The 25,210-nt window shown below is 74.6% G+C and carries 23 protein-coding genes; 14 read left to right on the top strand and 9 right to left on the bottom strand.

The features are described 5' to 3' along the window. Positions 1 to 20: 20 nt before the first annotated feature. Positions 21 to 1,361: a M28 family metallopeptidase gene (locus tag AB0442_RS03700; RefSeq protein WP_366160530.1), complete on the bottom strand. Its 1,341-nt coding sequence runs from the start codon at positions 1,359 to 1,361 to the stop codon at positions 21 to 23. Between the two features lie 265 nt (positions 1,362 to 1,626). Between AB0442_RS03700 and AB0442_RS03695 the strand changes: the two genes are divergently transcribed. The 7 genes from AB0442_RS03695 to fahA all read left to right on the top strand — a co-directional run bounded on the left by AB0442_RS03695 (position 1,627) and on the right by fahA (position 8,961). Next, complete coding sequence (locus tag AB0442_RS03695; protein WP_366160373.1) at positions 1,627 to 2,517, top strand: hypothetical protein; 891 nt, start codon at positions 1,627 to 1,629, stop codon at positions 2,515 to 2,517. Between the two features lie 36 nt (positions 2,518 to 2,553). Next, the gene (locus AB0442_RS03690) at positions 2,554 to 2,853 is read left to right on the top strand and encodes an antibiotic biosynthesis monooxygenase (protein ID WP_344623677.1); all 300 of its coding nucleotides are present in this window, start codon (positions 2,554 to 2,556) and stop codon (positions 2,851 to 2,853) included. A gap of 203 nt (positions 2,854 to 3,056) precedes the next feature. Then, positions 3,057 to 4,346 (top strand): phosphoribosyltransferase family protein, encoded by a 1,290-nt coding sequence (locus AB0442_RS03685; protein ID WP_366160372.1) that lies wholly within the window; start codon positions 3,057 to 3,059, stop codon positions 4,344 to 4,346. Positions 4,347 to 4,511: 165 nt separating this feature from the next. Continuing rightward, a complete protein-coding gene (hppD, locus tag AB0442_RS03680) occupies positions 4,512 to 5,720 on the top strand; it encodes a 4-hydroxyphenylpyruvate dioxygenase (RefSeq protein ID WP_263102847.1) in 1,209 nt (402 codons plus the stop codon). A gap of 27 nt (positions 5,721 to 5,747) precedes the next feature. After that, positions 5,748 to 6,947 carry a cupin domain-containing protein gene (locus tag AB0442_RS03675; RefSeq protein ID WP_366160371.1) on the top strand — a complete coding sequence of 400 codons (1,200 nt, stop codon included), beginning with the start codon at positions 5,748 to 5,750 and terminating at the stop codon, positions 6,945 to 6,947. After that, positions 6,944 to 7,756, top strand: coding sequence for a hypothetical protein (locus AB0442_RS03670; protein ID WP_366160370.1), 813 nt, complete (start codon positions 6,944 to 6,946; stop codon positions 7,754 to 7,756). Before AB0442_RS03675 ends, AB0442_RS03670 begins: the two co-directional genes overlap by 4 nt. Next, entirely contained in the window at positions 7,753 to 8,961 is a 1,209-nt protein-coding gene (fahA, locus tag AB0442_RS03665) for a fumarylacetoacetase (protein ID WP_366160369.1), read from the top strand. Before AB0442_RS03670 ends, fahA begins: the two co-directional genes overlap by 4 nt. 51 nt (positions 8,962 to 9,012) lie before the next feature. Here fahA and AB0442_RS03660 read toward each other — a convergent pair whose 3' ends face one another. Then, positions 9,013 to 9,621, bottom strand: a complete 609-nt coding sequence (locus tag AB0442_RS03660) for a hypothetical protein (protein ID WP_344623671.1) — start codon at positions 9,619 to 9,621, stop codon at positions 9,013 to 9,015. A gap of 81 nt (positions 9,622 to 9,702) precedes the next feature. On the opposite strand from AB0442_RS03660, the gene AB0442_RS03655 reads away from it, so the two are divergent. The 3 genes from AB0442_RS03655 to AB0442_RS03645 all read left to right on the top strand — a co-directional run bounded on the left by AB0442_RS03655 (position 9,703) and on the right by AB0442_RS03645 (position 12,544). Continuing rightward, positions 9,703 to 10,731 carry an enoyl-CoA hydratase/isomerase family protein gene (locus tag AB0442_RS03655; RefSeq protein ID WP_366160368.1) on the top strand — a complete coding sequence of 343 codons (1,029 nt, stop codon included), beginning with the start codon at positions 9,703 to 9,705 and terminating at the stop codon, positions 10,729 to 10,731. A 111-nt stretch (positions 10,732 to 10,842) separates the two neighbouring features. After that, positions 10,843 to 11,619, top strand: coding sequence for an enoyl-CoA hydratase (locus AB0442_RS03650; RefSeq protein ID WP_366160366.1), 777 nt, complete (start codon positions 10,843 to 10,845; stop codon positions 11,617 to 11,619). Positions 11,620 to 11,716: 97 nt separating this feature from the next. Then, positions 11,717 to 12,544, top strand: a complete 828-nt coding sequence (locus AB0442_RS03645) for a VWA domain-containing protein (RefSeq protein ID WP_366160364.1) — start codon at positions 11,717 to 11,719, stop codon at positions 12,542 to 12,544. A gap of 3 nt (positions 12,545 to 12,547) precedes the next feature. Here AB0442_RS03645 and AB0442_RS03640 read toward each other — a convergent pair whose 3' ends face one another. Both AB0442_RS03640 and AB0442_RS03635 read right to left on the bottom strand, forming a co-directional pair. Further along, positions 12,548 to 14,401, bottom strand: a complete 1,854-nt coding sequence (locus AB0442_RS03640; protein WP_366160363.1) for an NAD-binding protein — start codon at positions 14,399 to 14,401, stop codon at positions 12,548 to 12,550. A 109-nt stretch (positions 14,402 to 14,510) separates the two neighbouring features. Beyond that, a complete protein-coding gene (locus tag AB0442_RS03635) occupies positions 14,511 to 15,134 on the bottom strand; it encodes a LysE family translocator (RefSeq protein WP_363545986.1) in 624 nt (207 codons plus the stop codon). Positions 15,135 to 15,256: 122 nt separating this feature from the next. Between AB0442_RS03635 and AB0442_RS03630 the strand changes: the two genes are divergently transcribed. After that, positions 15,257 to 15,733, top strand: a complete 477-nt coding sequence (locus tag AB0442_RS03630) for an Lrp/AsnC family transcriptional regulator (RefSeq protein ID WP_344623665.1) — start codon at positions 15,257 to 15,259, stop codon at positions 15,731 to 15,733. A 182-nt stretch (positions 15,734 to 15,915) separates the two neighbouring features. Beyond that, positions 15,916 to 16,176 carry a hypothetical protein gene (locus tag AB0442_RS03625; RefSeq protein ID WP_030265899.1) on the top strand — a complete coding sequence of 87 codons (261 nt, stop codon included), beginning with the start codon at positions 15,916 to 15,918 and terminating at the stop codon, positions 16,174 to 16,176. Positions 16,177 to 16,239: 63 nt separating this feature from the next. Here the strand turns inward: AB0442_RS03625 and AB0442_RS03620 are convergent, their stop codons facing one another. The 4 genes from AB0442_RS03620 to AB0442_RS03605 form a co-directional block, all read right to left on the bottom strand. Then, complete coding sequence (locus AB0442_RS03620; protein WP_366160362.1) at positions 16,240 to 17,538, bottom strand: bifunctional GNAT family N-acetyltransferase/ATP-binding protein; 1,299 nt, start codon at positions 17,536 to 17,538, stop codon at positions 16,240 to 16,242. A gap of 206 nt (positions 17,539 to 17,744) precedes the next feature. After that, on the bottom strand, positions 17,745 to 18,998 hold the full coding sequence (locus tag AB0442_RS03615; protein ID WP_366160360.1) for a cytochrome P450: 1,254 nt from the start codon (positions 18,996 to 18,998) through the stop codon (positions 17,745 to 17,747). Between the two features lie 59 nt (positions 18,999 to 19,057). Further along, entirely contained in the window at positions 19,058 to 19,903 is an 846-nt protein-coding gene (locus tag AB0442_RS03610) for an EI24 domain-containing protein (RefSeq protein ID WP_366160358.1), read from the bottom strand. A 343-nt stretch (positions 19,904 to 20,246) separates the two neighbouring features. Then, complete coding sequence (locus AB0442_RS03605) at positions 20,247 to 21,509, bottom strand: PucR family transcriptional regulator ligand-binding domain-containing protein (RefSeq protein ID WP_366160357.1); 1,263 nt, start codon at positions 21,507 to 21,509, stop codon at positions 20,247 to 20,249. Positions 21,510 to 21,701: 192 nt separating this feature from the next. On the opposite strand from AB0442_RS03605, the gene AB0442_RS03600 reads away from it, so the two are divergent. Both AB0442_RS03600 and AB0442_RS03595 read left to right on the top strand, forming a co-directional pair. Continuing rightward, the gene (locus AB0442_RS03600; protein ID WP_366160528.1) at positions 21,702 to 22,127 is read left to right on the top strand and encodes a nucleoside deaminase; all 426 of its coding nucleotides are present in this window, start codon (positions 21,702 to 21,704) and stop codon (positions 22,125 to 22,127) included. Beyond that, positions 22,124 to 23,116 (top strand): 2-oxoglutarate and iron-dependent oxygenase domain-containing protein, encoded by a 993-nt coding sequence (locus AB0442_RS03595; RefSeq protein ID WP_366160356.1) that lies wholly within the window; start codon positions 22,124 to 22,126, stop codon positions 23,114 to 23,116. Before AB0442_RS03600 ends, AB0442_RS03595 begins: the two co-directional genes overlap by 4 nt. 87 nt (positions 23,117 to 23,203) lie before the next feature. Here the strand turns inward: AB0442_RS03595 and AB0442_RS03590 are convergent, their stop codons facing one another. Beyond that, positions 23,204 to 25,159, bottom strand: a complete 1,956-nt coding sequence (locus tag AB0442_RS03590) for a hypothetical protein (protein WP_366160354.1) — start codon at positions 25,157 to 25,159, stop codon at positions 23,204 to 23,206. Positions 25,160 to 25,210: the final 51 nt, after the last annotated feature.

The following is a 25,210-nucleotide window of genomic DNA, read 5'->3' as shown; positions in this document are numbered from 1 at the left end:
CACCCCCTCCGCCCTGCCCGTCAGAAGGTCAGTTTCCAGCCGGCGATCGTGCCGGTGTCCTGCGCGGCCACGTCCTGCACCTTCAACTTCCAGGTTCCGTTGGCCACTTCGCTGGAGGCGTTGACGGTGTAGGTGGTGATCACGTTGTCGGCCGAGTCGTTGGAGCTGGAGTTCTTCAGCCGGTAGCTGCTGCCGTCCGGTGCGACCAGGTCGATCACCAGGTCACCGCGCCAGGTGTGCTTGATGTCCACGCCGACCTGCAGCGCGGCGGGCGCGTTGCCGGCCACCCCGGAGACGGTGATCGAGGAGGTCACCGCGGCCCCCGCGTCCGGGATCGCCACGGCGGTGGTGTTCTCGAAGACCTTGCCGGGCGGCGGCGCGCTCTCGGTGCCGAGCGTCCAGACCGCGTGGGCGATCGCGTCGCTCATCCGGTCCAGGGCGGTGTCGTCGATGTTGGCGCTGGTGTCGCAGGACGCGTGGTAGCAGCGGTCGAAGGCCTGGCCCGCGGTGCCGCCCCACTTGCTCGCCTGGGCGCTGGTCTTGGTGTAGTCGGCGCCGCTGAACAGGCCGCCCACCGGGATGCCGGCGTTCTTGAACGGCGCGTGGTCCGAGCGGCCGTCGCCCTCGGTCTCCGGCTCGGTGGCCACGCCGATCCCGGAGAAGTACGTCTTGAACAGGTTGTCCAGCTTGGTGTCGTCGTCGTAGACGAAGTAGCCGGGGTTCGGCGAGCCGATCATGTCGAAGTTGAGGTACGCCTCGATGCTCGAACGATCGGTGCTGGACAGGCTGTTGACATAGTTCTTGGAACCGACCATGCCGTACTCCTCGGCGCCCCACCAGCCGAACCGCAGGTGCTTGGTGGGCTGCAGGCCGGCCCGCGACACGGCGAGCGCGACCTCCAGGATGCCGGCCGAGCCGGAACCGTTGTCGTTGATCCCGGGCCCGCCGGTGACGGAGTCCAGGTGGGAGCCGGCCATCACCGTGTGCGAGGCGTCGCCGCCCGGCCAGTCGGCGATCAGGTTGTAGCCGGTGGCGCCGTTGTACGTGAAGGTCTTCAGCGCGGTGGTGTAGCCGGCCGCGTCGAGCTTGGCCTTCACGTAGTCGACCGAGGCCTTGTACCCGGCCCGGCCGTGCGCCCGGTTGCCGCCGTTGGCGGTGGCTATGGACTGCAGCTGGGCGAGGTGCGCCTTGACGTTGGCGACCGGGATGTCGGGGGCCGCCGCGAGCGCGGCAGCGGGGGCGGGCCCGGCGGACGCGGAGGGGGCGAGCAGCGTCGCGGCGAGCGTGGCGGCGGCGACGGCGGCCAGGGCGGCGGGACGGCGCAGGCGGGATCGCCGCTGCGCACGCCGGAGGGCATGCAGGGACACGTAGGACTCCGGATTCCGGTGGGGCAGAACGGGACCTGACGGTGCGGCCGCCCGGTGGGGTGGGGGTGGGCGGCCGTGATTTGACGCGCTCATGATGGTCAGGCTTCGGTCAAGCCTCCGTCAAGAGGCCTTCACGCAACGGCCGTTCGCCTGACACCCGTTCACCGGCGCAACCCCGGACGGAGCAGCACCGGGCGCCGGTCAGGTCCGTGCCCGGCACAGTGGCCAGGAGTGCCCCCGCTGCGAAAGGTCCGCCGTCGTGCCGCCGAACCCCCGCCCCCGCCCCGTCCGCCGCCTGCTGGCCGCCGCGCTGCTGGCCACCGCCCTGCTGCCCGCCGCCCCGGCCGCCGCGGCCGAACACCTGCGCACCGTCTACGGCCGCCCCGTCCCCTTCGGCGACGGCGCCGCACACACCTATGCCCGCCTGCGCGGCGACGAGCCCGTCGAGATCGGCGTCGCCCTGACCCGCGGCTCGCTGACCGACCTGCCCACCGAACCCGCCGACGGCCGGCACTGCTACGACCGGGACGGTGACGGCACCGTCGACCCCATGCACGAGTGCGCCGGCGGCCACGAGTACGCGCTCGCCCTGCCCCGGGCCCTGCACGGCCTGCCCGGGATGCCGCTGGACTTCGCCCTGCTCGACTGGGACCCGGCCGGCCACGGCCCGCCGAAGGTCTACGACCGCCCCCACCTCGACGTGCACTTCTACCTGCAGTCCGACGCCGAACGGCAGGCGATCCGCCCCGGCCCGTGCGGCATCCTGATCGACTGCACCGACTACGCGACGGCCACCAGGCCGCTGCCGCCCGAATACCTGCCCGCCGACTACACCGACAAGGGCCTCGCCCAGGTCGCCATGGGCAACCACCTCACCGACCTCACCGGCGAGGAGTGGCACGGCGGAGGATTCACCCGCACCTTTGTGTACGGCACCTACGACGCCCGGATCACCTTCCTGGAGCCGATGGTCACGCTCGCCGCGCTGCAGGCCGCCGAGGGCGCCGACCCGGCCGACGCGTGCCGGCCGGTCAAGCAGCCGCAGGCCTGGCAGGTGCCCGGCTGGTACCCGCGCGCCTACTGCGTGCGGCACTCGGCCGAGAGCGGCGAGTACACCGTCTCCCTGGAGGACTTCGCCCGGCACGCCTGAGACCCGCCGCCCCACCCGACCCCACCTGGAGGCCCCATGCCGCCCGTCGGACTGCTCGCCCGCATCGAGGCCAAGCCGGAACACGCCGAGGAGGTCGCCGAGCTGCTGCTCGGCGCGCTGCCGATGGCCGTCGAGGAGGTGGACACCCGGACCTGGTTCGCCTTCCGTGAGAGCGAGACCGTCTTCGGCATCTTCGACACCTTCGACGACGCCCAGGGCCGCGAGTACCACCTCCAGGGCCGGATCGCCGCCGCCCTCATGGAGGCCGCCCCCCGCCTCCTCGCCGCCCCGCCCGACATCCGCTACGTGGACGTCCTCGCGGCGGCGCTGCCGTAGCGGGCGGCAGCGGTCGGGGGGCGCCGGGGGCACCTCCCGGCCGAAGGTCCGGGGGCGGAACTGCGCGGTCCGGGCACGGGTGTCGGAACAGGACCCGGTCGACCCCTGGTCCGTACGACGGCCCGCATCCGGATCGCGCGGTTCCCCGCACCCCTGGGGGTGTGCCCGGCACGGACGTACGGTGGACGTGGAGAGGCTCAGCCATGTACTACCCCGACCGCGAGGAAGCGGGCCGCCGGCTGGCGGCCGAACTGCAGCGGTGGCGCGGGGCCGACCCGGTCGTGGTGGCGCTGCCGCGCGGGGGCGTCCCGGTCGCCGCGCCGGTGGCCCGGGCGCTGCGGGCGCCGCTGGACATCTGTGTGATCCGCAAGCTCGGCGTGCCCTTCCAGCCGGAGCTGGGCATGGGGGCGATCGGCGAGGACGGCGCCCGGGTGGTCAACGACGCGGTGGTGCGCGGTGCCCGGGTCTCGCCCGAGCAGCTCGCCGAGGTCGAGCGGGAGGAGCGGGCCGAGCTGGAGCGCCGCGCCGAGCGGTACCGCCGGGGCCGCTCGCCCGTTCCGCTGGCCGGCCGGACGGTGATCGTGGTGGACGACGGGGTGGCGACCGGCTCGACCGCGCTGGCGGCCTGCCGGATCGTCCGTGCCCGCGGGGCGGCCCGGGTGGTGCTGGCGGTGCCGGTGGCGCCGCAGGACTGGGCGGCCCGGCTGGGCGGGGACGTCGACGACCTGGTCTGCCCGCACACCCCGGCCCGGTTCTGGGCGATCGGCGAGTTCTACACGGACTTCTCGCAGACCTCGGACGCCGAGGTGATCGCCCTGCTCGACGAGGCCGCGGCCCGGCAGCAGCAGCCGGAGGACCCGGAGATCACCCTGGAGGCGGGCGGCGTGGAGCTGCTGGGGGTGCTGACCCGGCCGCAGGACGCCCTCGGCCTGGTGCTGTTCGCGCACGGCAGCGGCAGCGGCCGGCTCAGTCCGCGCAACCGGTACGTGGCGGGCGAACTCAACCGGGCCGGGCTGGCGACGCTGCTGTTCGACCTGCTCACCCCGGCAGAGGAGATCGACCGGGAGAAGGTCTTCGACACGGAGCTGCTCGGCCGGCGGCTGGCGGAGGTGACCCGGCTGGTCACGGCGCGGCCGGACTGCGCCGGACTGCCGGTCGGCTACTTCGGCGCGAGCACCGGCGCGGCCGCGGCGCTGCGGGCGGCCGCCGAGCCGGGTCCGCGGGTGGCCGCGGTGGTCTCCCGCGGCGGGCGGCCGGACCTGGCCGGGCCGGTGCTGGGCGGGGTGTCGGCGCCGGTGCTGCTGATCGTCGGCGGGGCCGACCGCACGGTGCTGGAGCTGAACCGGCGGGCACAGGCGCAGCTGGGGGCGCCGGCGTCGCTGGCGGTCGTCCCGGACGCCGGCCACCTCTTCGAGGAGCCCGGTGCGCTGGAGGCGGTCGCCGCCCTGGCCGCGGACTGGTTCGCGCAGCACCTCTCGCCGGTGGACCGATGACTGGGCAATCCGTACAGCCCGCCAGGCCCCGACCTGCTCACCTTGTACACATTGATCAGTGGAAATCGCAGCTGTTGCCCAACCTCCGGACCGAAGGCAAGCTCTGCGCAACCGCTACCGCCCGACCCCTCGCGGTGCGGAGAACCTCAACGTGGAGGAGCACCGATGACCGCCAACGCCGTGGAACTCACCCCCGCCGAGCTGGAGGCCGGCCTCGACGCCGAGCAGCTCCGCACGCTCGTCGGCCTGGTCGAGCACGACCCCGCGGGCGACCCCTTCCCGGTGACCGCCCAGGACGCGGTGGTGTTCGTCGTCGGCAACGCCACCCAGACGGCGCAGTTCTACCAGGCCGTGTTCGGCATGGAGCTGGTCGCCTACTCCGGCCCGGAGACCGGCCGCCGCGACCGCAAGGCCTTCGTGCTGCGCTCCGGCTCGTGCCGCTTCGTGATCAAGGGCGGTGTCTCCCCGGACAGCCCGCTGCTGGACCACCACCGCCGGCACGGCGACGGCGTGGTCGACCTGGCGCTGGAGGTGCCGGACGTCGACAAGTGCATCGCGCACGCCCGCGCCCAGGGCGCCACCGTCCTGGAGGAGCCGAACGACGTCTCCGACGAGAACGGCACCGTGCGCCGCGCCGCGATCGCCACCTACGGCGAGACCCGGCACACCCTGATCGACCGCTCCCGCTACAACGGCCCGTACCTGCCCGGCTACGTCGTCGCCGAGACCAGGGTGCAGCGGCCCGCGGGCGCGCCGAAGCGGCTCTTCCAGGCGCTGGACCACGCGGTCGGCAACGTGGAGCTCGGCCGGATGGACGAGTGGGTCTCGTTCTACAACCGGGTCATGGGCTTCGTGAACATGGCCGAGTTCGTCGGCGACGACATCGCCACCGAGTACTCCGCGCTGATGTCCAAGGTCGTCGCGAGCGGCAACCACCGGGTGAAGTTCCCGCTGAACGAGCCGGCGATCGCGAAGAAGAAGTCGCAGATCGACGAGTACCTGGAGTTCTACACCGGCGCCGGCTGCCAGCACATGGCCCTCGCCACCAACGACATCCTCACCACCGTCGACGTGCTGCGTTCGCGCGGCGTCGAGTTCCTCAACACCCCGGACTCCTACTACGACGACCCGGCGCTGCGCGAGCGGATCGGCAAGGTCCGCGTGCCGATCGAGGAGCTGAAGTCCCGCGGCATCCTGGTCGACCGCGACGAGGACGGCTACCTGCTGCAGATCTTCACCAAGCCGATCGGCGACCGCCCGACCGTCTTCTACGAGTTCATCGAGCGGCACGGTTCGCTGGGCTTCGGCAAGGGCAACTTCAAGGCGCTCTTCGAGGCCATCGAGCGCGAGCAGGAGAAGCGCGGAAACCTCTGACCCACCCCCTGACGAGGAGACCGGGACATGGCGCACTACCGGCAGCTGGGCGACGTCCCGCCCAAGCGGCACACCCAGCACCGCACGCCCGAGGGCGGGCTGTACTACGAGGAGTTGATGGGCGAGGAGGGCTTCAGCTCGGACTCCTCGCTGCTCTACCACCGGGGCATCCCCTCGGCGATCGTGGACGCCCGGCCGTGGGAGCTGCCGAGCCAGGCCACCACGCCCAACCTTCCGCTGATCCCCCGCCACCTGAAGCTGCACCAGCTCTTCGGCGAGGAGTGGAAGGGCACCGACGTGGTGGCCGGGCGCCGCCTCGTCCTCGGCAACTCCGACGTGCGGATCTCGTACGTGGTCGCCGGGGCGCCCAGCGAGCTGTACCGCAACGGGCTCGGCGACGAGTGCGTGTACGTGGAGGACGGCGAGGCCACCGTGGAGACGGTGTTCGGCTCGCTGGACGTCCACCGCGGCGACTACGTGATCATCCCGCGGGCCACCACGCACCGCTGGGTGCCCACCGGCGAGGGCCCGCTGCGCGCGTACTGCATCGAGGCGAACAGCCACATCACCCCGCCGAAGCGCTACCTGTCCCGGTTCGGGCAGCTGCTGGAGCACGCGCCGTACTGCGAGCGGGACCTGCGCGGGCCGGTCGGGCCGCTGCTGGTCGACGGCGCCGACGTCGACGTGCTGGTCAAGCACCGCGGCACCAACGGCGTGGTCGGTACCCGCTACACCGTGCCGCACCACCCGTTCGACGTGGTCGGCTGGGACGGCTGCCTGTACCCGTACGCCTTCAACGTCGAGGACTACGAGCCGATCACCGGCCGGATCCACCAGCCGCCGCCGGTGCACCAGGTGTTCGAGGGCAACAACTTCGTCATCTGCAACTTCGTGCCGCGCAAGGTGGACTACCACCCGCTGTCGATCCCGGTGCCGTACTACCACTCCAACGTGGACAGCGACGAGGTCATGTTCTACTGCGGCGGCGACTACGAGGCCCGCAAGGGCTCGGGCATCGGCCAGGGCTCGATCTCGCTGCACCCCGGCGGCCACACCCACGGCCCGCAGCCGGGCGCGTACGAGCGCTCGATCGGCGTCGAGTTCTTCGACGAGCTCGCCGTCATGGTCGACACCTTCAAGCCGCTGGAGCTCGGCGAGGGCGGCACCGCGAGCGAGGACCCGGGCTACGCCTGGACGTGGTCGGGCGGACGGGGGCCGGGCCGGTGACGCCGCTGTACGCAGGGCTCTTCGACGACGCCGCGCTCTTCCCGCCCGGCGACCTGCCGCTCGCCGAGGCCGTGCCGGCCCACCGCGGCCACCGCACCGCCTGGTACGCGGAGACGGTCGGCCCGTTCCTCTGCGGCCCCGGCAAGCTGGCCGAGCTGGTGCGCACCGCCGGCCCCGGCCCGCTGCCGGTCGGGCTGGTACTGCCGGGGGGCGGCGCGGGCCCGGCCGCGGCGCTCAAGGAGGCCGCCGGCCTCGACGTGGTGAGCATCGAGATCGCCACCGACGACGTCGCCGCCACCGTGGCGCAGCTCGCCGCCGAACTGCCCGAGGGCATCGCCGCGGCCGTCGAACTGCCGCGCGACGGCCGGACGGAGGACTCGCTGGACGCCCTGGCCGGCACCCCCCACCGGGCCAAGTACCGCACCGGCGGGCTCACCGCCGGGGCCTTCCCGCCGGTCGGCGAGCTGGCCGCCTTCCTGGTCGGCTGCGCCGAGCGGGCGGTGCCGTACAAGTGCACCGCCGGGCTGCACCACGCCGTCCGGCACACCGACCCGGCGACCGGCTTCGAGCACCACGGCTTCCTCAACGTGCTGCTGGCCGCCGCCGCGGGCGACCGGGACGGCGCGGTGGCGGCGCTGGAGGAGCGCTCGCCCGCCGTGGTCGCCGCCGCGGTCGCCGCACTGACGGGCGACCGGGTCGCCGCCGCCCGCCGCTCGTTCACCTCCTTCGGCACCTGCAGCATCGCCGAACCCCTCGCCGACCTGGCCGATCTCGGCCTGCTCCACCCACCCACGCTGGAGGACCGTTGACCTGGCTCGCCATCCCGCAGGACTCGCCGTACGGCATCCACAACCTGCCGTACGGCGTCTTCAGCGCGAACGACCAGCCCGGCCGCCGCCGGATCGGCGTCCGGATCGGCGACCACGTGCTGGACGCCGGCGCGGCCGCCCGGGCCGTCGGCGCGCCGTCCGTGCTGCTCGACGCCGACACCCTCAACCCGCTGATGGCGGCCGGCCACCGCACCTGGCGGGAGGTCCGCGGTGCCGTCACCGAGTGGCTCGGCGACGAGGCGCACCGCCCGGCGGTCGCCCCCTGCCTGCTGCCGCTCGCCGAGGTCGAACTGCACCTGCCGTTCGAGGTCGCCGACTACGTCGACTTCTACGCCTCCGAGCACCACGCCTCCAACCTCGGCCGGATCTTCCGCCCGGGCTCGGAGCCGCTCACCCCCAACTGGAAGCACCTGCCGATCGGCTACCACGGCCGGGCCGGCACGGTGGTCGTCTCCGGCACGCCGGTCGTCCGCCCGAGCGGCCAGCGCAAGGCCCCCGCCGACGCGGCGCCGAGCTTCGGCAAGTCCCGCCGGCTCGACATCGAGGCCGAGGTCGGCTTCGTCGTCGGCGCGCCGAGCGAGCTCGGCACGGCCGTCCCGATGTCGGCCTTCCGCGAGCACGTCTTCGGCGTCTGCCTGCTCAACGACTGGTCCGCACGCGACATCCAGGCGTGGGAGTACGTGCCGCTCGGCCCCTTCCTGGGCAAGTCCTTCGCGACCTCGGTCTCGCCCTGGATCGTCCCGCTGGACGCCCTGGAGCACGCCCGGGTCGCGCCGCCCGCCCGCGACGTGGAGCCGCTCGGCTACCTCGACGACCGCGGCGGCGAGCCCTGGGGCCTCGACCTGGCCATCGAGGTGTCGCTGAACGGGCACCGGATCTCCCGGCCGCCGTTCGCCACCATGTACTGGACGGCCGCCCAGCAGCTCGCCCACATGACGGTCAACGGCGCCTCGCTGCGCACCGGCGACCTGTTCGCCTCCGGCACCGTCAGCGGCCCCGAGGTGGACACCCGCGGCGCCCTGATCGAGCTCACCTGGAACGGCGAGAACCCGGTCAAGCTGCCCGACGGCACCAGCCGCACCTTCCTGGAGGACGGGGACGAGGTGGTGATGACCGCCACCGCCCCCGGCCCCGACGGCAGCCGGATCGGCTTCGGCGAGGTCACCGGCCGCATCCTGCCCTGACCCGCGGGCCGCCCCGGCGCACCGCCCGGTCGCCTGCCCCGCCCGCCCCGCTCAGCCGGGGTGGACGGGGCAGGCGACCGGGCGGAAGGTCTTCCGCGGCCCGCTGACCGGACGCAGTTCGGCCTGCCAGCGGTCGTCGATCACCCCGCGGCTGAGCCGCAGCAGCTGGTTGGCCCCCTCGGCCAGCCGGCCCCGGTAGTCGTCGACCGCCGACCCGTCCTCGGCCACCGCCAGGGCGACGCCCTCGACGAAGCAGATCGGGCAGCCCTCGGTCAGCCGCACCGAGGTGCTCACCGGCTCGTCCGCGATGCCCTGGACGAGCACCGTGCCGAACGGCGCCACCGCCAGGACCAGGAGTCTCGGGCCGTCCGCCCGCTCCGCCGCCGCCAGGATCTCCCCCCGCAGCTCCGCGGGGGCGGCGACTCTGACCCGGCCGAGCACCGCGACGGCGAGCGCGACCTGCAGCAGGGCCAGCGCCAGCACCGCGAAGACGACCGGCACCAGCCAGCCCGCGCCCGGCCCGAGCCCCCGCCAGAGCGCGATCCCGCCCACGACCACGATCAGCGCCATGCTGCCCGCGTTGGGGCCGCGCCGGAAGGTCGTCCGTCCGAGCAGCAGCACCAGCGCCACCGCGAGGGTGATGTCCAGAAAGGTTCCCATGCCCGCCCCTCACCGCCGGTCCCGCCGACCGGTCACCCGTATCGTTTCCCCCGGCACGGTCATCGAGACGGGAGCAGGGGCATGAGTGTGCAGGTCCGACGGGACGGCGGGGCGGGACGGATCGTCCTGGACCGGCCGAGGGCGCTGAACGCGCTCACCCACGGGATGCTCCTGGAGATCCGCGACACCCTGCTGGCCTGGGCCGACGACGACACCGTGCGCACCGTGGTGCTCACCGGCGCCGGGGAGCGCGGGTTGTGCGCGGGCGCCGACATCCGGGAGCTCCACGACGACGCGCGGGCCGGCGGGGCCGGCGCCCGGGTGTTCTTCGCCGACGAGTACCGGCTGAACCACCTGATCTCCCGCTACCCCAAGCCGTACGTCGCCGTGATGGACGGCATCACCATGGGCGGCGGCGTCGGCCTCTCCGGGCACGGCTCCGTCCGGGTCGTCACCGAGCGGTCGAACGTCGCCATGCCGGAGACCCGGATCGGCCTGATGCCGGACGTCGGCGGCAGCCGGCTGCTCGCCCTCGCCCCCGGCGGGCTCGGCACCCACCTCGCGCTCACCTCCGGCTCGATGGGCCCCGGCGACGCGCTGCTGTGCGGCTTCGCCGACCACTTCGTGCCCGTCGCCGCGCTGGAGTCGTTCACCGCCGCGCTCGCCGGCACCGACCCGGCCGAGGCGCTCGCCGCGCACGCCGCCGAACCGCCGGCCGCCCTCGCCGGGCACCGCGGCTGGATAGACCACTGCTACGCCCCCGACACCGTCGAGGAGATCCTCGACCGGCTCGACGCCGCCGGCGAGAGCGCGGCGGCCGCGGCCGCCGCGGAGATCCGCGCCAAGTCGCCGACCGCCCTCAAGGTCACCCTCGCCGCGCTGCGCCGGGCCCGCGGCCACCACAGCCTCGGCGAGACCCTGGAGCAGGAGTACGTGATCTCCTGCACCGCGCTGGACTCGCACGACCTGGTCGAGGGGATCCGCGCCCAGGTGGTCGACAAGGACCGCAACCCGCAGTGGAAGCCGGCCGCGCTCGCCGACGTCACCGCCGAGGACGTGGCCCGCTTCTTCGCGCCGACCGGCGACCCGCTCGGCCTGGGCCCGGCCTGAGGTGACGACCGTCTCGCCTGGCGAGACTGGCGCACCGACCGGTCGGTCGGAGATCGTATCCACCGTCAGGACGCGCGCCGAGCGGCGGCGCAGCGAAGGGAGTCAAGGACGATGACCGAGTACGAGACGATCCTGGTGGACCGCAAGGGCCGGGTCGGCGTCATCACGCTCAACCGGCCGAAGGCGCTCAACGCGCTGAACACGCAGCTGATGAACGAGGTCGTGGCCGCCGCCACCGCCTTCGACCGCGACCCGGAGATCGGCTGCCTGGTCGTCACCGGCTCGGAGAAGGCCTTCGCGGCCGGCGCCGACATCAAGGAGATGCAGGGCAACCGCTTCCCCGACGTCTACCTGGACGACTGGCTCGGCCCGTGGGACCGGCTCGGCCAGCTCCGCAAGCCCGTGGTCGCCGCGGTCGCCGGCTTCGCCCTCGGCGGCGGCTGCGAACTCGCCATGCTCTGCGACATCCTGATCGCCGCCGACACCGCGAAGTTCGGCCAGCCGGAGATCAAGCTCGGCGTGATCCCCGGCATCGGCGGCTCGCAGCGGCTCACCCGCGCCGTCGGCAAGGCCAAGGCGATGGAGCTCTGCCTGACCGGCCGGATGATGGGCGCCGAGGAGGCCGAGCGGGCCGGCCTGGTCTCCCGGATCGTCCCCGCCGCCGACCTGCTGACCGAGGCGATGGCCGTCGCGGAGACCGTCGCCGCGATGTCGGCGCCGGCCGCGGTGATGATGAAGGAGAGCGTCAACCGCGCCTTCGAGACCACCCTCGCCGAGGGCGTCCGCTTCGAGCGCCGGCTGTTCCACGCGGCCTTCGCCACGGCCGACCAGAAGGAGGGCATGGCCGCCTTCGCCGAGAAGCGCAAGCCCGAGTTCCAGGGCCGCTGACGGCCCGTCGGCCCCGCCCGGCCCCGGTGCGCGATCCATTGCGCACCGGGGCCGCTGCCTGCGACGATCGCAGCTCGCGACAGCAGGGGGTTCGACCATGTGGAGTTTCTTCCGCCGGCGCCGGAACGGTGGGGCCGCACCGGCCGACGCCCCGCTGCCCGCACCCGCCGCGGCCGCGGCACGATCGGCCGCCCCGGCCCGCAGCGGCGCCGGCCCGGCGATCAGCCTCGACAAGCTGCAGGCCACCGCGCCCTCCCTGGTGTCGCTGTACAAGACGGCCGGGGTCTCGCTGCGCAAGCAGGGCCTGGACGGCCGGCGCGCCGCCGTCTACCTGGTGCTCGACCACTCAGCCTCGATGAGCGGCCTCTACCGGGACGGCTCGGTGCAGCGCCTCGCCGAGCAGTCGCTGGCGCTCTCCGCCAACCTCGACGACGACGGCACCGTCCCGGTGGTGCTCTTCAACGACCGGGCGTACGAGGCCCAGGAGGTCGTGATCGGGCGCCACGACGGCGCGGTGCAGCAGGTGCGGGCGGCGGTCGGCGCCAAGTTCGGCGGCACCCGGTACGCCCCGGCGATGAAGGCCGTGCTGAAGCACTACGCGGAGTGCGGGGCGACCGACCCGGCCTTCGTGATCTTCCAGACGGACGGCGCCGCCTTCGACAAGAAGGACGTGCTGGCGCTGATCCGCTCCTCCTCGCAGCTGCCGGTCTTCTGGCAGTTCCTCGGCTTCGGCGAGCACGACGCCAAGCACTTCGCCTTCCTCCGCTCACTGACCGGCCTGGCCGGCCGGGCCACGCCGAACGCCGGCTTCTGCGCCACCGGCCGCCACCCGCGCTCGCTCGCCGACGACACGCTGTACGGGCGGCTGCTGGCCGCCTACCCCGCGTGGCTGGAGGCGGCGAAGGCGGCCGGCGTCACCGGCTGACCGTCACGGCTCCGACGCCACGGGCCCGGCGGCCGGCGGTTCCGGACTGCGAGGTTCGGGACTGCGAGGTTCGGGACTGCGAGGTTGCGGCGGTACGGCGGGCGGCACAGGCGTGGCGAGCCGGGCCAGGCCGCTGCGGGTGGCGGCGACCACGACCCGGTCGCCCGCCGCCAGCCGGCGGGCCCGGTCCGCGAAGTTCCACTGCAGGTCGGCGGGCCGCCGGGCGAGCCGGACGGCGAGCACCCGGACGCCGCCGGGCTGCTCGATGCCGTGCAGGTCCTGGCCTGCCAGGCCCGAGGCGTCGTCGACGGCGACCTCGGCGATCAGCAGCACGTGCCGGTACACCGAGAGGGTGCCCAGCACCTCACGGCCCATCAGCGCCGCGGCGAAGGCCGGCGCGGACAGGTACGAGACGGAGCGGGAGGCGACGTTGCCGAGCGTCGCGTAGACGTGGTGCGCGAAGTCGTCGTCGAACAGCCGGACCACGATCCGCATGTCCGGCCGGACGGCGCGGGCCTCCAGCGCCGCCTCCAGGTTCGCCGCGTCGTCGCTGGTGACGGCGGCCAGCGCCCGGGCCTTGTGGATCCGGGCCCGGCGCAGCTGGCTCTCCAGCGGGGCGTCACCGACCAGCACGGGGATGCCCCGCGCCCGGACGGCCGCGATGCCGCGGGCCTGCGGGTCCCGTTCGACGCAGACCACCGGCACGCCGGTGTCCTGCACCAGGGTGGCCACCCGGATGCCGACGCTGCCGAGGCCGACCACCACGACGTGGCCGCGCACCCCGGCGCTGGGGGCCCGTGGGACGCCGCGGCGGCCGCTGGCCAGCGCCTCGACCACGACGGCGGTGGCCACCGGCATGAAGGTGATCCCGCAGAAGGTGATGACCACCTGGGCGGCCCTGGCCCAGATCCCGCCCGGCGCGCCCGCCGCCGGGTCGTCCGGCTGGGCGGCGCCCGCGAGGTCGAGCAGCGCGAGGTAGAGCGTCCAGCCGACGTCCCGGTGGGCGAGGTAGAGCACGGCGGTGCTGAACAGCACGGCGGCGAACGCGGTGCTGAGCACCAGCCGCATCCGGACGCCGGTGACGTAGCGCAGCGCGTCGAGCAGCGTCCAGCGCAGCCTGGAGGTCCACGGGATGCGCAGCGGCGGTTCCGAGCCGAGGGCCTGCAGGGCGGCCAGCCCTCCCTGGCCGGCGGCCGGTGCGGGCGGACCGGCGGGGTCGGCGCCGGGCGGGCCGTTGTCGCCGTATCTTCGCGCCAGTTCGATGAACTCGGCGGCGCGGCCGGCGGTCTCCGGCAGCAGCCGCAGCCGGGACAGGTCCTGCCGGTCGATCCGGTCGGCGACGAGGCAGAGCCGGCCCGCGCCGATGTCCTCGTCGTACGCGACGTAGAGGTAGCGTCCGCCGACCGGCACCGAGTTGGGGCGGCCGAGGACGCCGTTGGCGAAGGCCGGGGCGGCGGTGGCGGAGCCGGAGAGCGCCGCGCAGTTGGGCAGCAGCCGTTCGATGTGTTCGCCGAGTCGCTGGTTGAACATCCGCAGCACGATCCGGATGCCCGGGTTGGTGCCCTGGGCGGTCAGCGCCGCGTGGATGTTCTGCTGGTCGTCGCCGTCGACCAGGGCGATGCCGAGCGCGCCTTCGACCCCGGCGGCCCGCAGCGCCTCCTCGGTCACCGTGCCGTGCTCCAGTACGGCGGCGACGCCGGGCAGTCGCCCGATCCGCGGTCCGTGGTCGCGGTCCCGGTCCGGCAGCACGGCGACCACCGGCACCTCGTAGTGCTCCGTCAGCTCCAGCACCAGCCGGTGGGCCAGCGCGTTCCCGCCGCACACGATGTAGTGCCCGCGGTGTCCGTCCCCTGTCATACCGGTGAAGCGTATGCGCAGAATCCTTCCGGCAGGCGGCCGGAAGGTGTCTGACGCGTGATCAGTTCACTGTGCCGCGGCCGGTGTTGCGCGGCCTCCCGGCGCGGTGTCAGGCGGTGGCGGTGACGCCGGCGACGAGGAGCAGCAGGACGGAGGAGACGGCGGTCATCCGGCGGGCCGCGGTCGGGGTGGAGCCGAGGGTGGTGCGGGCGCGGCCGGCGGCCAGGGCGACGGCGGCGTAGACCACGGCGCAGGACAGGACGTTGAGCGCGCCGAGGGCGAGGACCTGGCCGCCGACCGGGAGGGCGGCCGCGGGGTCGACGAACTGCGGGACGAGGGAGAGGTAGAGCAGCAGGCCCTTGGGGTTGAGCAGGGCGGTGAGGACGCTCTGCCGCAGCACGGCGCGGGCGGGCTGGGGCCGGGCCTCGGGCAGGCTGCCGCCGTCGCGGCGCAGCGAGAGCAGCATGGTGACGGCGAGCACCGCGAGGTAGGCGGCGCCGGCCCAGCGGAGGGTGGGCAGGACGGCGGGGACGGCGCGCAGGGCGGCGGCGAGTCCGGCGGCGGAGAGCAGGGTGTGGACGGTGTAGCCGGCGCAGACCCCGGCTACGGCGAGCAGCGCGGCGCGGCGGCCCTGGCCGAGCCCGCGGGCGGCGATGAGCAGCCAGTCGGGTCCGGGGGTGCAGACCAGCAGGAGGTCCACCCCCAGGAAGAGGATCAGGGCGTGTACGTCCATGGCGGTGCGGTGCTCTCCGTGGCCGGCGGTCGGGTGTCGGTGACCGAAGGTAGCCGGAACGGCTGAGCAGCCGATGACCTGTTTGCGCAGTTCAGCGGGGTCGTTTGGCAGAATGTTGCGTCATGGACCGCACTGACCGCAGAATCCTCCACGAGCTCCAGCAGGACGGCCGGCTGACCAACGCCGAGCTGGCCGACCGGGTCGGCCTGACGCCCTCGCCCTGCCTGCGGCGGGTGCGGCAGCTGGAGCGGTCCGGGGTGATCCGCGGGTACCGGGCGATGCTGGACGGCGCGGCGGTCGGCTGCGGCTTCCAGCCCTTCGTGACGGTGGTGATGCGGCACGAGGACCGGGCGACGGTCGCCGAGTTCGAGCAGCGGGTGGCCGAGCTGCCCGAGGTGGTCGAGGCGCACCGGCTGTTCGGCGACCCGGACTACCTGCTGAAGATCGCGGTGGCGGACGTCGCCGCGTACGAGCGGTTCATCACCGACGTGCTGTCCGGTCTGCCGGGGATCGCGCAGGTCAACTCGCTGATGACGATGAAGCGGGTGAAGGAGGACACCGGCCTGCCGGTCCGGCCCGCCGCGGGCTCCCGCGGCTGATCCCCGTCGCACCGGGACCCACCGCCCCCGGACCCGGACCCGCCGCGCCCGCTCCCCGCTACGCGGCCACCCGTGCGGGTGGTCCCCGGCCGCCGTTCGGCAGCCCAGCGATTGCCGCCCCCGCGGACCGGCCGGACACTCGGAAAGGCCCGGAACACGGACGACGGAACGAGGTGGAGACCATGGCGGTCTGCGTGGTGTGCAAGAACGACTACTGGCTGTCCTTCGAGATCAAGACGGTCAGCGGCGACACGTACACCTTCGACAGCTTCGAGTGCGCGATGGAGAAGCTCGCGCCGCGCTGCGAGCACTGCAGCGTGCGGATCGTCGGCCACGGTGTGGAGGTGGCCGGCATGTTCTTCTGCTGCGGCAACTGTGCGCGGGCCAACGGCGGGCTGGGCGACCAGATCCGCGACGCGGTCGGCGCCCACCCCGGCAGCTGAGCGGGCGGCCCGGCCGCCGCCCGAGGGCGGCGGCCGGGTGGAGTGCGCCGGACGGCGAGCTGCTCAGATGCGGGCGTGCGAGCCGATGTCCGCGGTGAACTCCTCCGTCATCGCCGGGGTGACGGTCGGCCGGCACTGGGCGATGGCGGCGAGGTAGTCCTCCGTGGCGGCCCCTGCCGCGGCCGCCCGCTCCCCCTCGGCGGGCTCGCCGAGATCGCGTTCGAACGCCGCCTGGGCCGCGATCCGGGCGGCGTGTTCGATGTCGGCGGGGGTGAACAGCCCGCTGGCGGCCACCAGGGCGTCGAGGTCGACCCCCGGCCGGCCCGCCGCGTACCGGGACCAGATCGCACGGCGGGCCGCCGCGTCCGGGGTGCCGATCGGGACGAGGTAGTCGAACCGGCCGTGGCGCAGGAAGGCCGGGTCGAGCGAGCGGATCGAGTTGGTGGCGCACACCAGCAGGCGCTCCTCCCCCTCGCGGAACCCCGGGATCAGCTTGAGCAGTTCGTTGGTGACCCCGTGCATGCCGCCGGCCGCGCCCTCGCCGCGCACCGGGGCGATCTCCTCGACCTCGTCGATGAAGACCAGCACCCGCTCCAGTTCGGCGATCCGGGCGAAGGCCGTGCGCAGTGCCGCGGCGAGGTTGCCCTCGTCGGCGAGCCGCGACGGCAGCAGTTCCACGAACGGCCAGCCGAGCCGGGAGGCGACCGCCCGGGCGAAGGTGGTCTTCCCGGTGCCGGGCGGGCCGAACAGCGCGACGGCCCGCGGCGGCCGGACGCCGTGCCGGGCGGCCCGCTCGGGCTCGGCGAGCGGCAGCACCACCCGGCGTTCGATCAGCGCCTTCTCGGCCTCCATGCCGGCCACCTTCTGCCACAGGTCGCCGGGCAGCACCCGGCCGCCGAGCTCCTCCAGCAGACCGGCCGACGGCCCGTGCTGCGGCTCGGTCTTCTCGAAGTAGGCGACCGCCGGCCGGCGACTGTACCCGGCGTTGTGCAGGCCCTCGCCGAGCTGCTCCTCCTCCGGCAGGACGTAGGCGATCCGCCGGACCCGGCGGTCCATCAGCCGGCGTTCGAGCTCGCGGAGCAGGGCGCTGGCGAGTCCCCGGCCGCGCCAGCCCGGGGCGATGGCGATCCGCATCACCCAGGCCCGGTCCCCCGCGACGTGGGCGAGGGCCGCGCCGATCGGGGCGCCGCGGCTGACCGCGACCACCGCCGGCTGCCGGGAGGTGAGCGCGGTGATGCACTCGGCCAGCGAGAACACCGATTCCTGGCCGAGGCCGGCGGTGGTGTCGATGAGATGGACGACCGCCGCCAGGTCGTCCTCGCGGTAGTCGTGGATCAGCCACTCGGTGGTGGACACCTGCACGGTGCGCGCCTCTCGTCCGTCCTGGTGGGATGCCAGGACGGTAGGGGGAGGCGGTGGACGGCGGCGCCTGCCGGAGCGGACAAGCGACCGGGTGCGAACCGTACGGACTGCGGGTGGCCGGCCGCGCCGCGAAAGGGCAGGTCGGGGAGGACCGGGAAGCCCGGAGGACTCAGCAAGCCCGGAGGACCCAGGAAGCTCCGAGGGGCTCAGAAGGTGAAGCGCAGCGAGCGGACCCGGTGGTCGAAGCTGGACGGGATCAGCACCGGCTCGCCGACCGAACGCAGCTCGGGCATCCGGGTGAACAGCTCGCGGAAGAGCACCTTCATCTCCTGCCGGGCCAGGTAGGCGCCGAGGCAGAAGTGCGGGCCGCCGCCGCCGAAGCCGAGGTGCGGGTTGGGCGAGCGGGTGATGTCGAAGGCGTCCGGGTCGGTGAAGACCGCCTCGTCCCGGTTGGCGGAGGCGAAGAACAGCACCACCTTGTCGCCCTGGGCGAGCCGGGTGCCGTTGAGGACGTGGTCGACCGCGACGGTGCGGCGGAACTGGATGATCGGGCTGGAGTGCCGGACGATCTCCTCCGCCGCGCCGCCGATCCGCGCGTCGAAGTCCTCCGTCAGCAGGGCGCGTTGGGCCGGGTGGCTGGTGAGCAGGTGCAGGCCGTGGGCGAGCGCGTTGCGAGTGGTCTCCACGCCGGCGACCAGCAGCAGCGAGAAGAAGGCGCCCAGCTCGCGGGCGTTGAGGTGGCGGCCGTCGACGTCGGCGGTGACCAGGGCGGAGATCAGGTCCTCGGTCGGCCGGCGGCGGCGCTCGCGGCCGAGCGCCGCGATCACCAACTGCATCCGGGCCAGCGCCCGCAGGCCCCGCCCGGGCACCCGCAGCCGGCCGCGGGCCACCCCGGTGTGCTCCGAGGCGTGGTTGACCTGGGCGAGGATCTGCCGCCGCTGCCGCTCGGGGATGCCCATCATGTTGCAGATCACCTGGTAGGGCAGCTCCGCGGCGACGGCGGTGACGAAGTCCTCCGGGCGGCGGTCGAGCACCTCGTCGGCGAGGCGCACCGCGACCCGGCGGATGTCCTCCTCGACCCGGGAGATCAGCCGCGGGGTGAAGGCGCGGGAGACGATCCGGCGCAGGTCGGCGTGGCGCGGGTCGTCCAGGTTGACCATCGAGTCGCCGAACACCGTCCGCACCCATCGGGCCGGCTCGGGCGTGGTCACGCCCGGGCCGCTGATGAACACCTCGGGGGTGCGGCTGGCGGCGACCACGTCGGCGTGCCGGACGAGCGCGAGGAAGCTCCGGCCGGTGGCCCGGTGGGTGAAGCGCACCGGGCCGTCCAGGCGCCTGAGTTCGGCGAAGGCCGCGGACCGGTCGGCCTCCGGCAGCCGCCAGAAGCCGGGATCGGCGAGGTCGACGCCTGCGGGGGCGGGCGGGGTCGCGGTGGCCTGGGTGCCTGCCGGTGCGCTCATGACGGCTTTTATCTTCCACCCGGTGGCGGAAAGTCAAATCGCCGTCACTCGCTGTGGTTTCACTTCCCCAGGTCGATGGCGTGATCCGATCGGTGGGCCGGGTCGGAGCCGCTGCCGAGGGCGTCGTCCTCGTCGTCGTCCTCGGCGTCGTCCGACTCGTCCGACGGCTCCACCGGAGCCAGGTCGCGGGCCAGCAGGGTGGCGCCGGCCACCGCGCCGGGCATCGCCAGCACCGTCACGAACGGCACCAGGAACAGCAGCACCAGCGGCACGCCGAAGCCGAGCGCCAGACCGAGGCGGGACCGCAGCAGGCACAGCCGCTCCTTCTGCGGGACGCTGCGGCGCTGCAGCGCCACTGCGGTGAGCTCGGCGGTCAGGAAGTAGCCGGACACCACGAAGCCGATCGCCGGGACGGCGGTCTGGCCGACCACCGGCAGGAAGCCGCAGAGGAAGAGCACCAGGCCGATCGCGGCGACCCGGACGAGGACGTACAGGCTGTCCCGCGCCGAGATCCACAGCTCGCGCCAGAGCGGTACGTCGGGGCGGGCCGGAGCGCCGCCCTCCGTCTCGTCGACCTTCTCGCAGAGCGACTCGTAGAACGGCTGGCCGACCAGCAGGGTCACCGCGGTGAAGGTGATCACCGACAGCAGCCCGCCGACGGCGACCGCGGTCACCGCGAGCGCACCGCGCAGCAGGCCCTGCCAGGGCGAGCCCCAGCCGTCGGCGAACGGCGTCGCCCGGTCGGCGAGGTCCCCCGCGTACAGCACGAGCGCCGTCATCGCACCGGCGTACCCGACCAGGGTGATCAGCGCCGGGATCATCCCGAAGCCCCACCAGCGCCCGTGCCGGGCCACCCAGCGCTGGCCCTTGAGGAGGTACCCGATCCCCGCCGCAACATCTCGCATGGCCCCAGCCTACGGGCCGGGCGCACCCCATGATCGCCTGCGGGGTCGCGGTCGCGGCACAAGGGGGTAACGGGTCGTCCCGGCCACGGGCGCCCGGAGCCCGGGCGGTGACGGACCGTCCGTCGGACGACCGCCGGGAACCGTCTTCGAAGGGCGCTCAGGAGGGCCTCCAGGGGCGCGGGGAACTGCGCAATTCGGATGCGGGCCACCGCGCGGACCAGGGTGAGCCGGATCGGTCAGGAGCACCGATCCCGGACTGCGCAGTTCCCCGCGCCCCTGGACGGCGGCCGGGAGGTGCCCCCACGCGCCCCTGTGTGGCATCCACACGCCTTGAAGACGCGTCCTAGTGGGCCCGGCGGGCCTGCAGCAGCCGGTGTGCGCAGGTGGCGAGCAGCAGTTCGGCCTGTGCCTCGGGGTCGGCGACCGCCGTCCCGAGCAGCCCCTCGATCCGCTCCAGCCGCTGGTAGAGCGACTGCCGGCCGATGTGCAGCAGGGCGGCGGTGCGGGTCGGCGAGCAGCCGTGGCGCAGGTGCACCTCCAGGGTGCGCACCAGGTCGCCGACGTGCCGGGACTCCCACGCCAGCAGCGGGCCGAGCACGTCACCGGCCAGCCGGGACCACCGCTCCGGGCCACCGGAACGGGTCAGTTCCCGCTCCAGGGCGAAGGCGCGGGCAGTGGTGACGTACGGCTGCTGCGGGCCGGGGCCGCACGGCTCGGCGGACGGCACGGTGACGGCGAGTCCGAGGGTGGCGACGGCCTCCCGCAGGCTCTCCCCGAAGCGCACCCAGCCGGCCGCGGCGGGGACGGCCGGCCCGAGGGCGACCACCGCTCCCGGCGGGGACGCCTCCTGCAGCACGGCCCGGACGGCACGCACCGGGTCCGGGGCGGGCGGCACCGCCAGCAGCGCGAACAGACCGCCCCGGAGCTCGGCCGCCAGGGCGGTGCCCGGCAGCCGGCCCAGCAGCCGGTCGGGCAGTCGGTCGAGCGGCGGCGTGGTGGAACGGGCCGGCGCCGCCTGCCGGTGGCCGCGGGCCGCCAGGCCCAGCACCCGGTGACCCTCCGGTGGCCGGAATCCGGCCGGGGCGGCGCGGGCGGCGGCTCCGGCGCGGGCCGCGTCCGTCCCGTCCAGCAGAGCGTCGATCAGCGCCCGCGCACCCGAGGGGTCCGGGGGGAGCCGCGGGCCGGGGGCCGCCCGGCCGGCCGCCGGACGGGGACCGATCGCGCAGTTCACCGCCTCGGCCACCCGGGCGAACGGCACCACCCGGCGCAGCGCCACCAGCGGCAGCCCCAGCCGCTCCGCCTCGGCCGTGACGCCGGCCGGCATCCGCGGCAGCGCCCGGCCGACCTCGGCGAACAGTGCCGCCGCGCCGCGCCCGGCCAGCTCACGGACCCAGGCGAGCTGCCGCTGCGGGGTGGCCCGGGCCAGTCCGTGGCCGTCGGTGAGCAGGAGTTCGCCGCCGGACAGCACGGCGCAGCCCTCGGGGACCCCGCCGGTGTGCACCCGGCGGACGGGCCGGTCCAGCCCGCCCCGGCCGGCGAGCAGCAGCGGGGCCGCCGGCCCGAGGACGTCGAGGGCGAGGACCTCGCGGACGGTGAGTGCGGGCACGGCGGCCTCCCGGCTGGTGAACGTGACGGGTGGGACGGACGGGTGCGGCTCGCGGCAGGTGGACGGGCGGGACGTGCCGCCGGGTGGGGAATCGGACCCGGCAACGCGTCGGACCGGGCGCCAGGGAGGGTACGCACCCTTCGTTGCCACGGTGTTTCGGATCGGGAGGTGGAGCCGGTGGATGTGCAGGAGATGCTCGCGGTCGCGGTCGAGGAGGCCCGCGCCGGGCTGGCGGAGGGCGGGATCCCGATCGGGGCCGCGCTCTTCGACGAGCACGGCGAACTGCTCGGACGCGGTCGCAACCGCCGCGTCCAGGACGACGATCCGTCGATGCACGCGGAGACGGCGGCGTTCCGGGCGGCCGGCCGGATGCGCGGCTACCGCCGGACCACGATGGTCACCACGCTGTCGCCCTGCTGGTACTGCTCCGGCCTGGTCCGGCAGTTCGGCATCGGCCGGGTCGTCGTCGGCGAGGCCCGGACGTTCAGCGGCGGCCACGACTGGCTGGCCGAACACGGCGTGCTGGTCACCGTCCTGGAGGACCCCGAGTGCATCCGGCTGATGACCGACTTCGTGACCGCCCGCCCGGAGCTGTGGTTCGAGGACATCGGCGAGTGAGCCGGGGAGGAGCGGACGGCACGGCAGAGGCACGGATCCCCACCGTCGACCTCCGGGCGTGGACGGACGGCACGGCGGGCGAGCGCGCCGCGATCGCGCGCAGCGTCGACGAGGCGCTCGGCCGCGCGGGATTCCTGCTGCTCACCGGGCACGGTGCGACCGAACGGGAGCGGGCCGAGGTCCGGGCGGCGGCCCGCGGGTTCTTCGCCCTGCCGGAGGCGGTGAAACAGCGCTACGCCGTCGCGGTCGGCGGCCGCGGCTGGCTCGGCCCCGGCGCCGAGGCGAACGGCTACGCCGAGGGCACCGAGACCCCGCCCGACCTCAAGGAGTCCTGGACGGTCGGCGCCGACCGGCCCACCGGCGACGAGGAGGTGGACGACTACTGGTTCCGGCCGAACGTCTGGCCGACCGCCGAGGCACCGCGCCTGCAGGCCCTGGTGGAGAGGTACATGGCGAGGATGCGGACCGTCGCCGACGAGACGCTGCGGCTGCTCGCGGCGGCCCTCGGACAGCCCGGGGACTTCTTCACCCGGCACACCGGCGCCCCCACCTACACCTGCAACATCAACTGGTACCCCTCGGCCGGCACGCTCGGCGAACCACTGCCCGGCCAGTACCGGATCGGCCCGCACACCGACTTCGGCACGGTGACCCTGCTCGACCGCCAGCAGGGCCGCGGCGGGCTCCAGATCTGGACGGAGGAACAGGGCTGGGCCGGCGCCCCCTGGGACCCGGCCGCGCTCACCGTCAACATCGGCGACCTGATGGCCCGCTGGACGGGCGACCGCTGGCGGTCCGGACGCCACCGCGTCCTGCCGCCCTCCCCCGAGGCCCCCGACGAGGAGCTCATGTCCCTGGTCTACTTCTACGAGTGCGACCCGCACACCCGCGTCAGCCCGCTGCCCGCGCCGATCGGACGGGTGGCGCACCCGCCGGTCGACTCCACGGCCTACCTGCGGGCCAAACTGGACGCCATCACCGTCGGCTGACCGCACCGGCACCCGGCCCGGACACGGCCGTGCCCGCCGCCCCCGGTCGGGGAGTCGGCGGGCACGGACCCGGCACGGTCGGTCCGGTCAGGCACGGACCTCGGAGACGGCGGCGCCCAGCGCCTCCTTGATGCGGGGGCCGAGGCGGGTGAAGCCCAGCTCCTTCATCGCGGCGCGGAGCAGCTCGTCGTCCGAACGCTCGGTGCCGTCACCGTCCAGCCAGCCCACCAGCGCCACCAGCTCGGCCGGGGTGTAGGCGGTCACCGCCTTGCCCGGGGTGATCTCCGGCTTCTCCGGCCGACCACCGGCAGCCGCCTCGACGACCGGCTCGGCAGCAGGCTCCTCGACGACGACCTCGGGCTCGACCCCGGCCACCGGCTCCTCGACGACGGGCTCCTCGACCTCGACGGCCGCCTCCGGCTCAACGACAGCCTCGGGCTCGGCAACCGGCTCGGCCTCGACCACGGGCTCGACCTCGGCGGCAGCCTCCGCCTCGACGGCCGGCTCCTCCACGACGGGCTCGGGCTCGACCTCGGCCACCGGCTCGACGTCGGCGACGGCCTCGACGGTCTCCTCGACCTCAACCACCGGCTCGGGCTCGGCCTCGACCACGGGCTCGACCTCGGCGGCAGCCTCCGCCTCGACGGCCGGCTCCTCCACGACGGGCTCGGGCTCGACCTCAGCCACCGGCTCGACGTCGGCGACGGCCTCGACGGTCTCCTCGACCTCAACCACCGGCTCCTCGACGGTCTCCTCGACCTCAGCGACCGGCTCGGCCTCGACAACCGGCTCGACCTCGGCGGCAGCCTCCGCCTCGACGGCCGGCTCCTCCACGACGGGCTCGGGCTCGACCTCGGCCACCGGCTCGACGTCGGCGACGGCCTCGACGGCCTCCTCGACCGCGACCTCGGCCGCCACCGGCTCGGCCTCGACCTCGGCCTCGACCTGAGCCTCAGCCTCCGCGCTCTCCTCCGCGACGGCCTCGACCTCGGCAACCTCGGCGACCTCGGCGACCTCGACCGCCTCAGCAACCTCGACGGCCTCGACGGCCTCCGCGGTCTGCTCGCCCCGCGGACCGGCCGCGAGCGCCTGGCGGGCGGCTTCCTCCGCGTCCGTACCGTCCTCGGCGGCACCGGCAGCACCGGCGGTGTGCCGGTCGTACGCGGCGAGGGCGACCTCACGATCGGCCTGACGCTCCGTCAGCTCCGCGAGCAGGCCGTCGAGGCCCTCCTCGGCGAGTGCGGTGCGGAGGGAGGCGAGGGCGGGCAGCCGGAAGAGGGTGCCCTCGTCGGCGGCCAGGCGGTCGACCAGGTCGGCGAGTTCGCCGAGCGGCAGGGACTCCGGCTCCTGGCCGGGCAGCAGGCGGCCGAGGGCGCGGACGGCGGTGCCGAGCGAGTCGATGGCCTGGGCGGTCTCGGCGAGCAGGGCGCCGTCGACCGGGACGGCCGGGTCGGCGCCACCGGTGGCGAGGGCGGACCAGTCGCTGCGGGCGCCGGCGGCCGCGGCGAGGGCGGCGTGCAGGTCGGCGCGGCCGATCTTCTTGCCGCCGGTGAGCGCCTTGGCCTGCGAGCGCAGCGTCCAGCGGCGGCCGATCGACAGCTTCACGTTCTGCTCGGTGCGCCAGCGGCGGGTACCGGTGGCGGCGGCGAGGGCGTCGAGGTCGGCGGAGAAGGCCTCGGCGCTGAGCGTGGTGGTGGCGGACTGGACGCGCTGCAGGACGTCGAGCAGGGTGCCGAGGCCGAGCAGGGTGTCCGGGACGTCCAGTCCGGCCTTGGCGGCGAGGCCGCTGACCGCGCCGCCGACGGCGCGGATCTCGAGGCTGCGCAGTTCGGCGAGGACGGTGGAGGCGGCGCGCGCGTCCTCGCCCTCGGTGACGGTGGTGGCTGCGGCGAGCCACGGGTTGGCGTCGGGGGTCAGGGTGAAGCCGCCCTGGTCGGCGTACCGGCCGAGCTCCTCGCGGGTGTCCGGCCCGGCTTCGCCGTCCGGAGTGGCAGCCGGGGCCGGCACCGAGGCGTCGGCGTCGTTCAGGTAGCGCACTGTCATGTGGAAGTCCGGTTCGTGGCGGGTGACGGGAGGGGGGTTCTGCGGAGAGAG

It is taken from the genome of Kitasatospora sp. NPDC085895 (genome assembly GCF_040702125.1).
Lineage (GTDB): Bacteria > Actinomycetota > Actinomycetes > Streptomycetales > Streptomycetaceae > Kitasatospora > Kitasatospora arboriphila.
The sequence above is the reverse complement of the archived record's forward strand: the minus strand, read 5'-3'. Positions and strand labels throughout refer to the sequence as shown.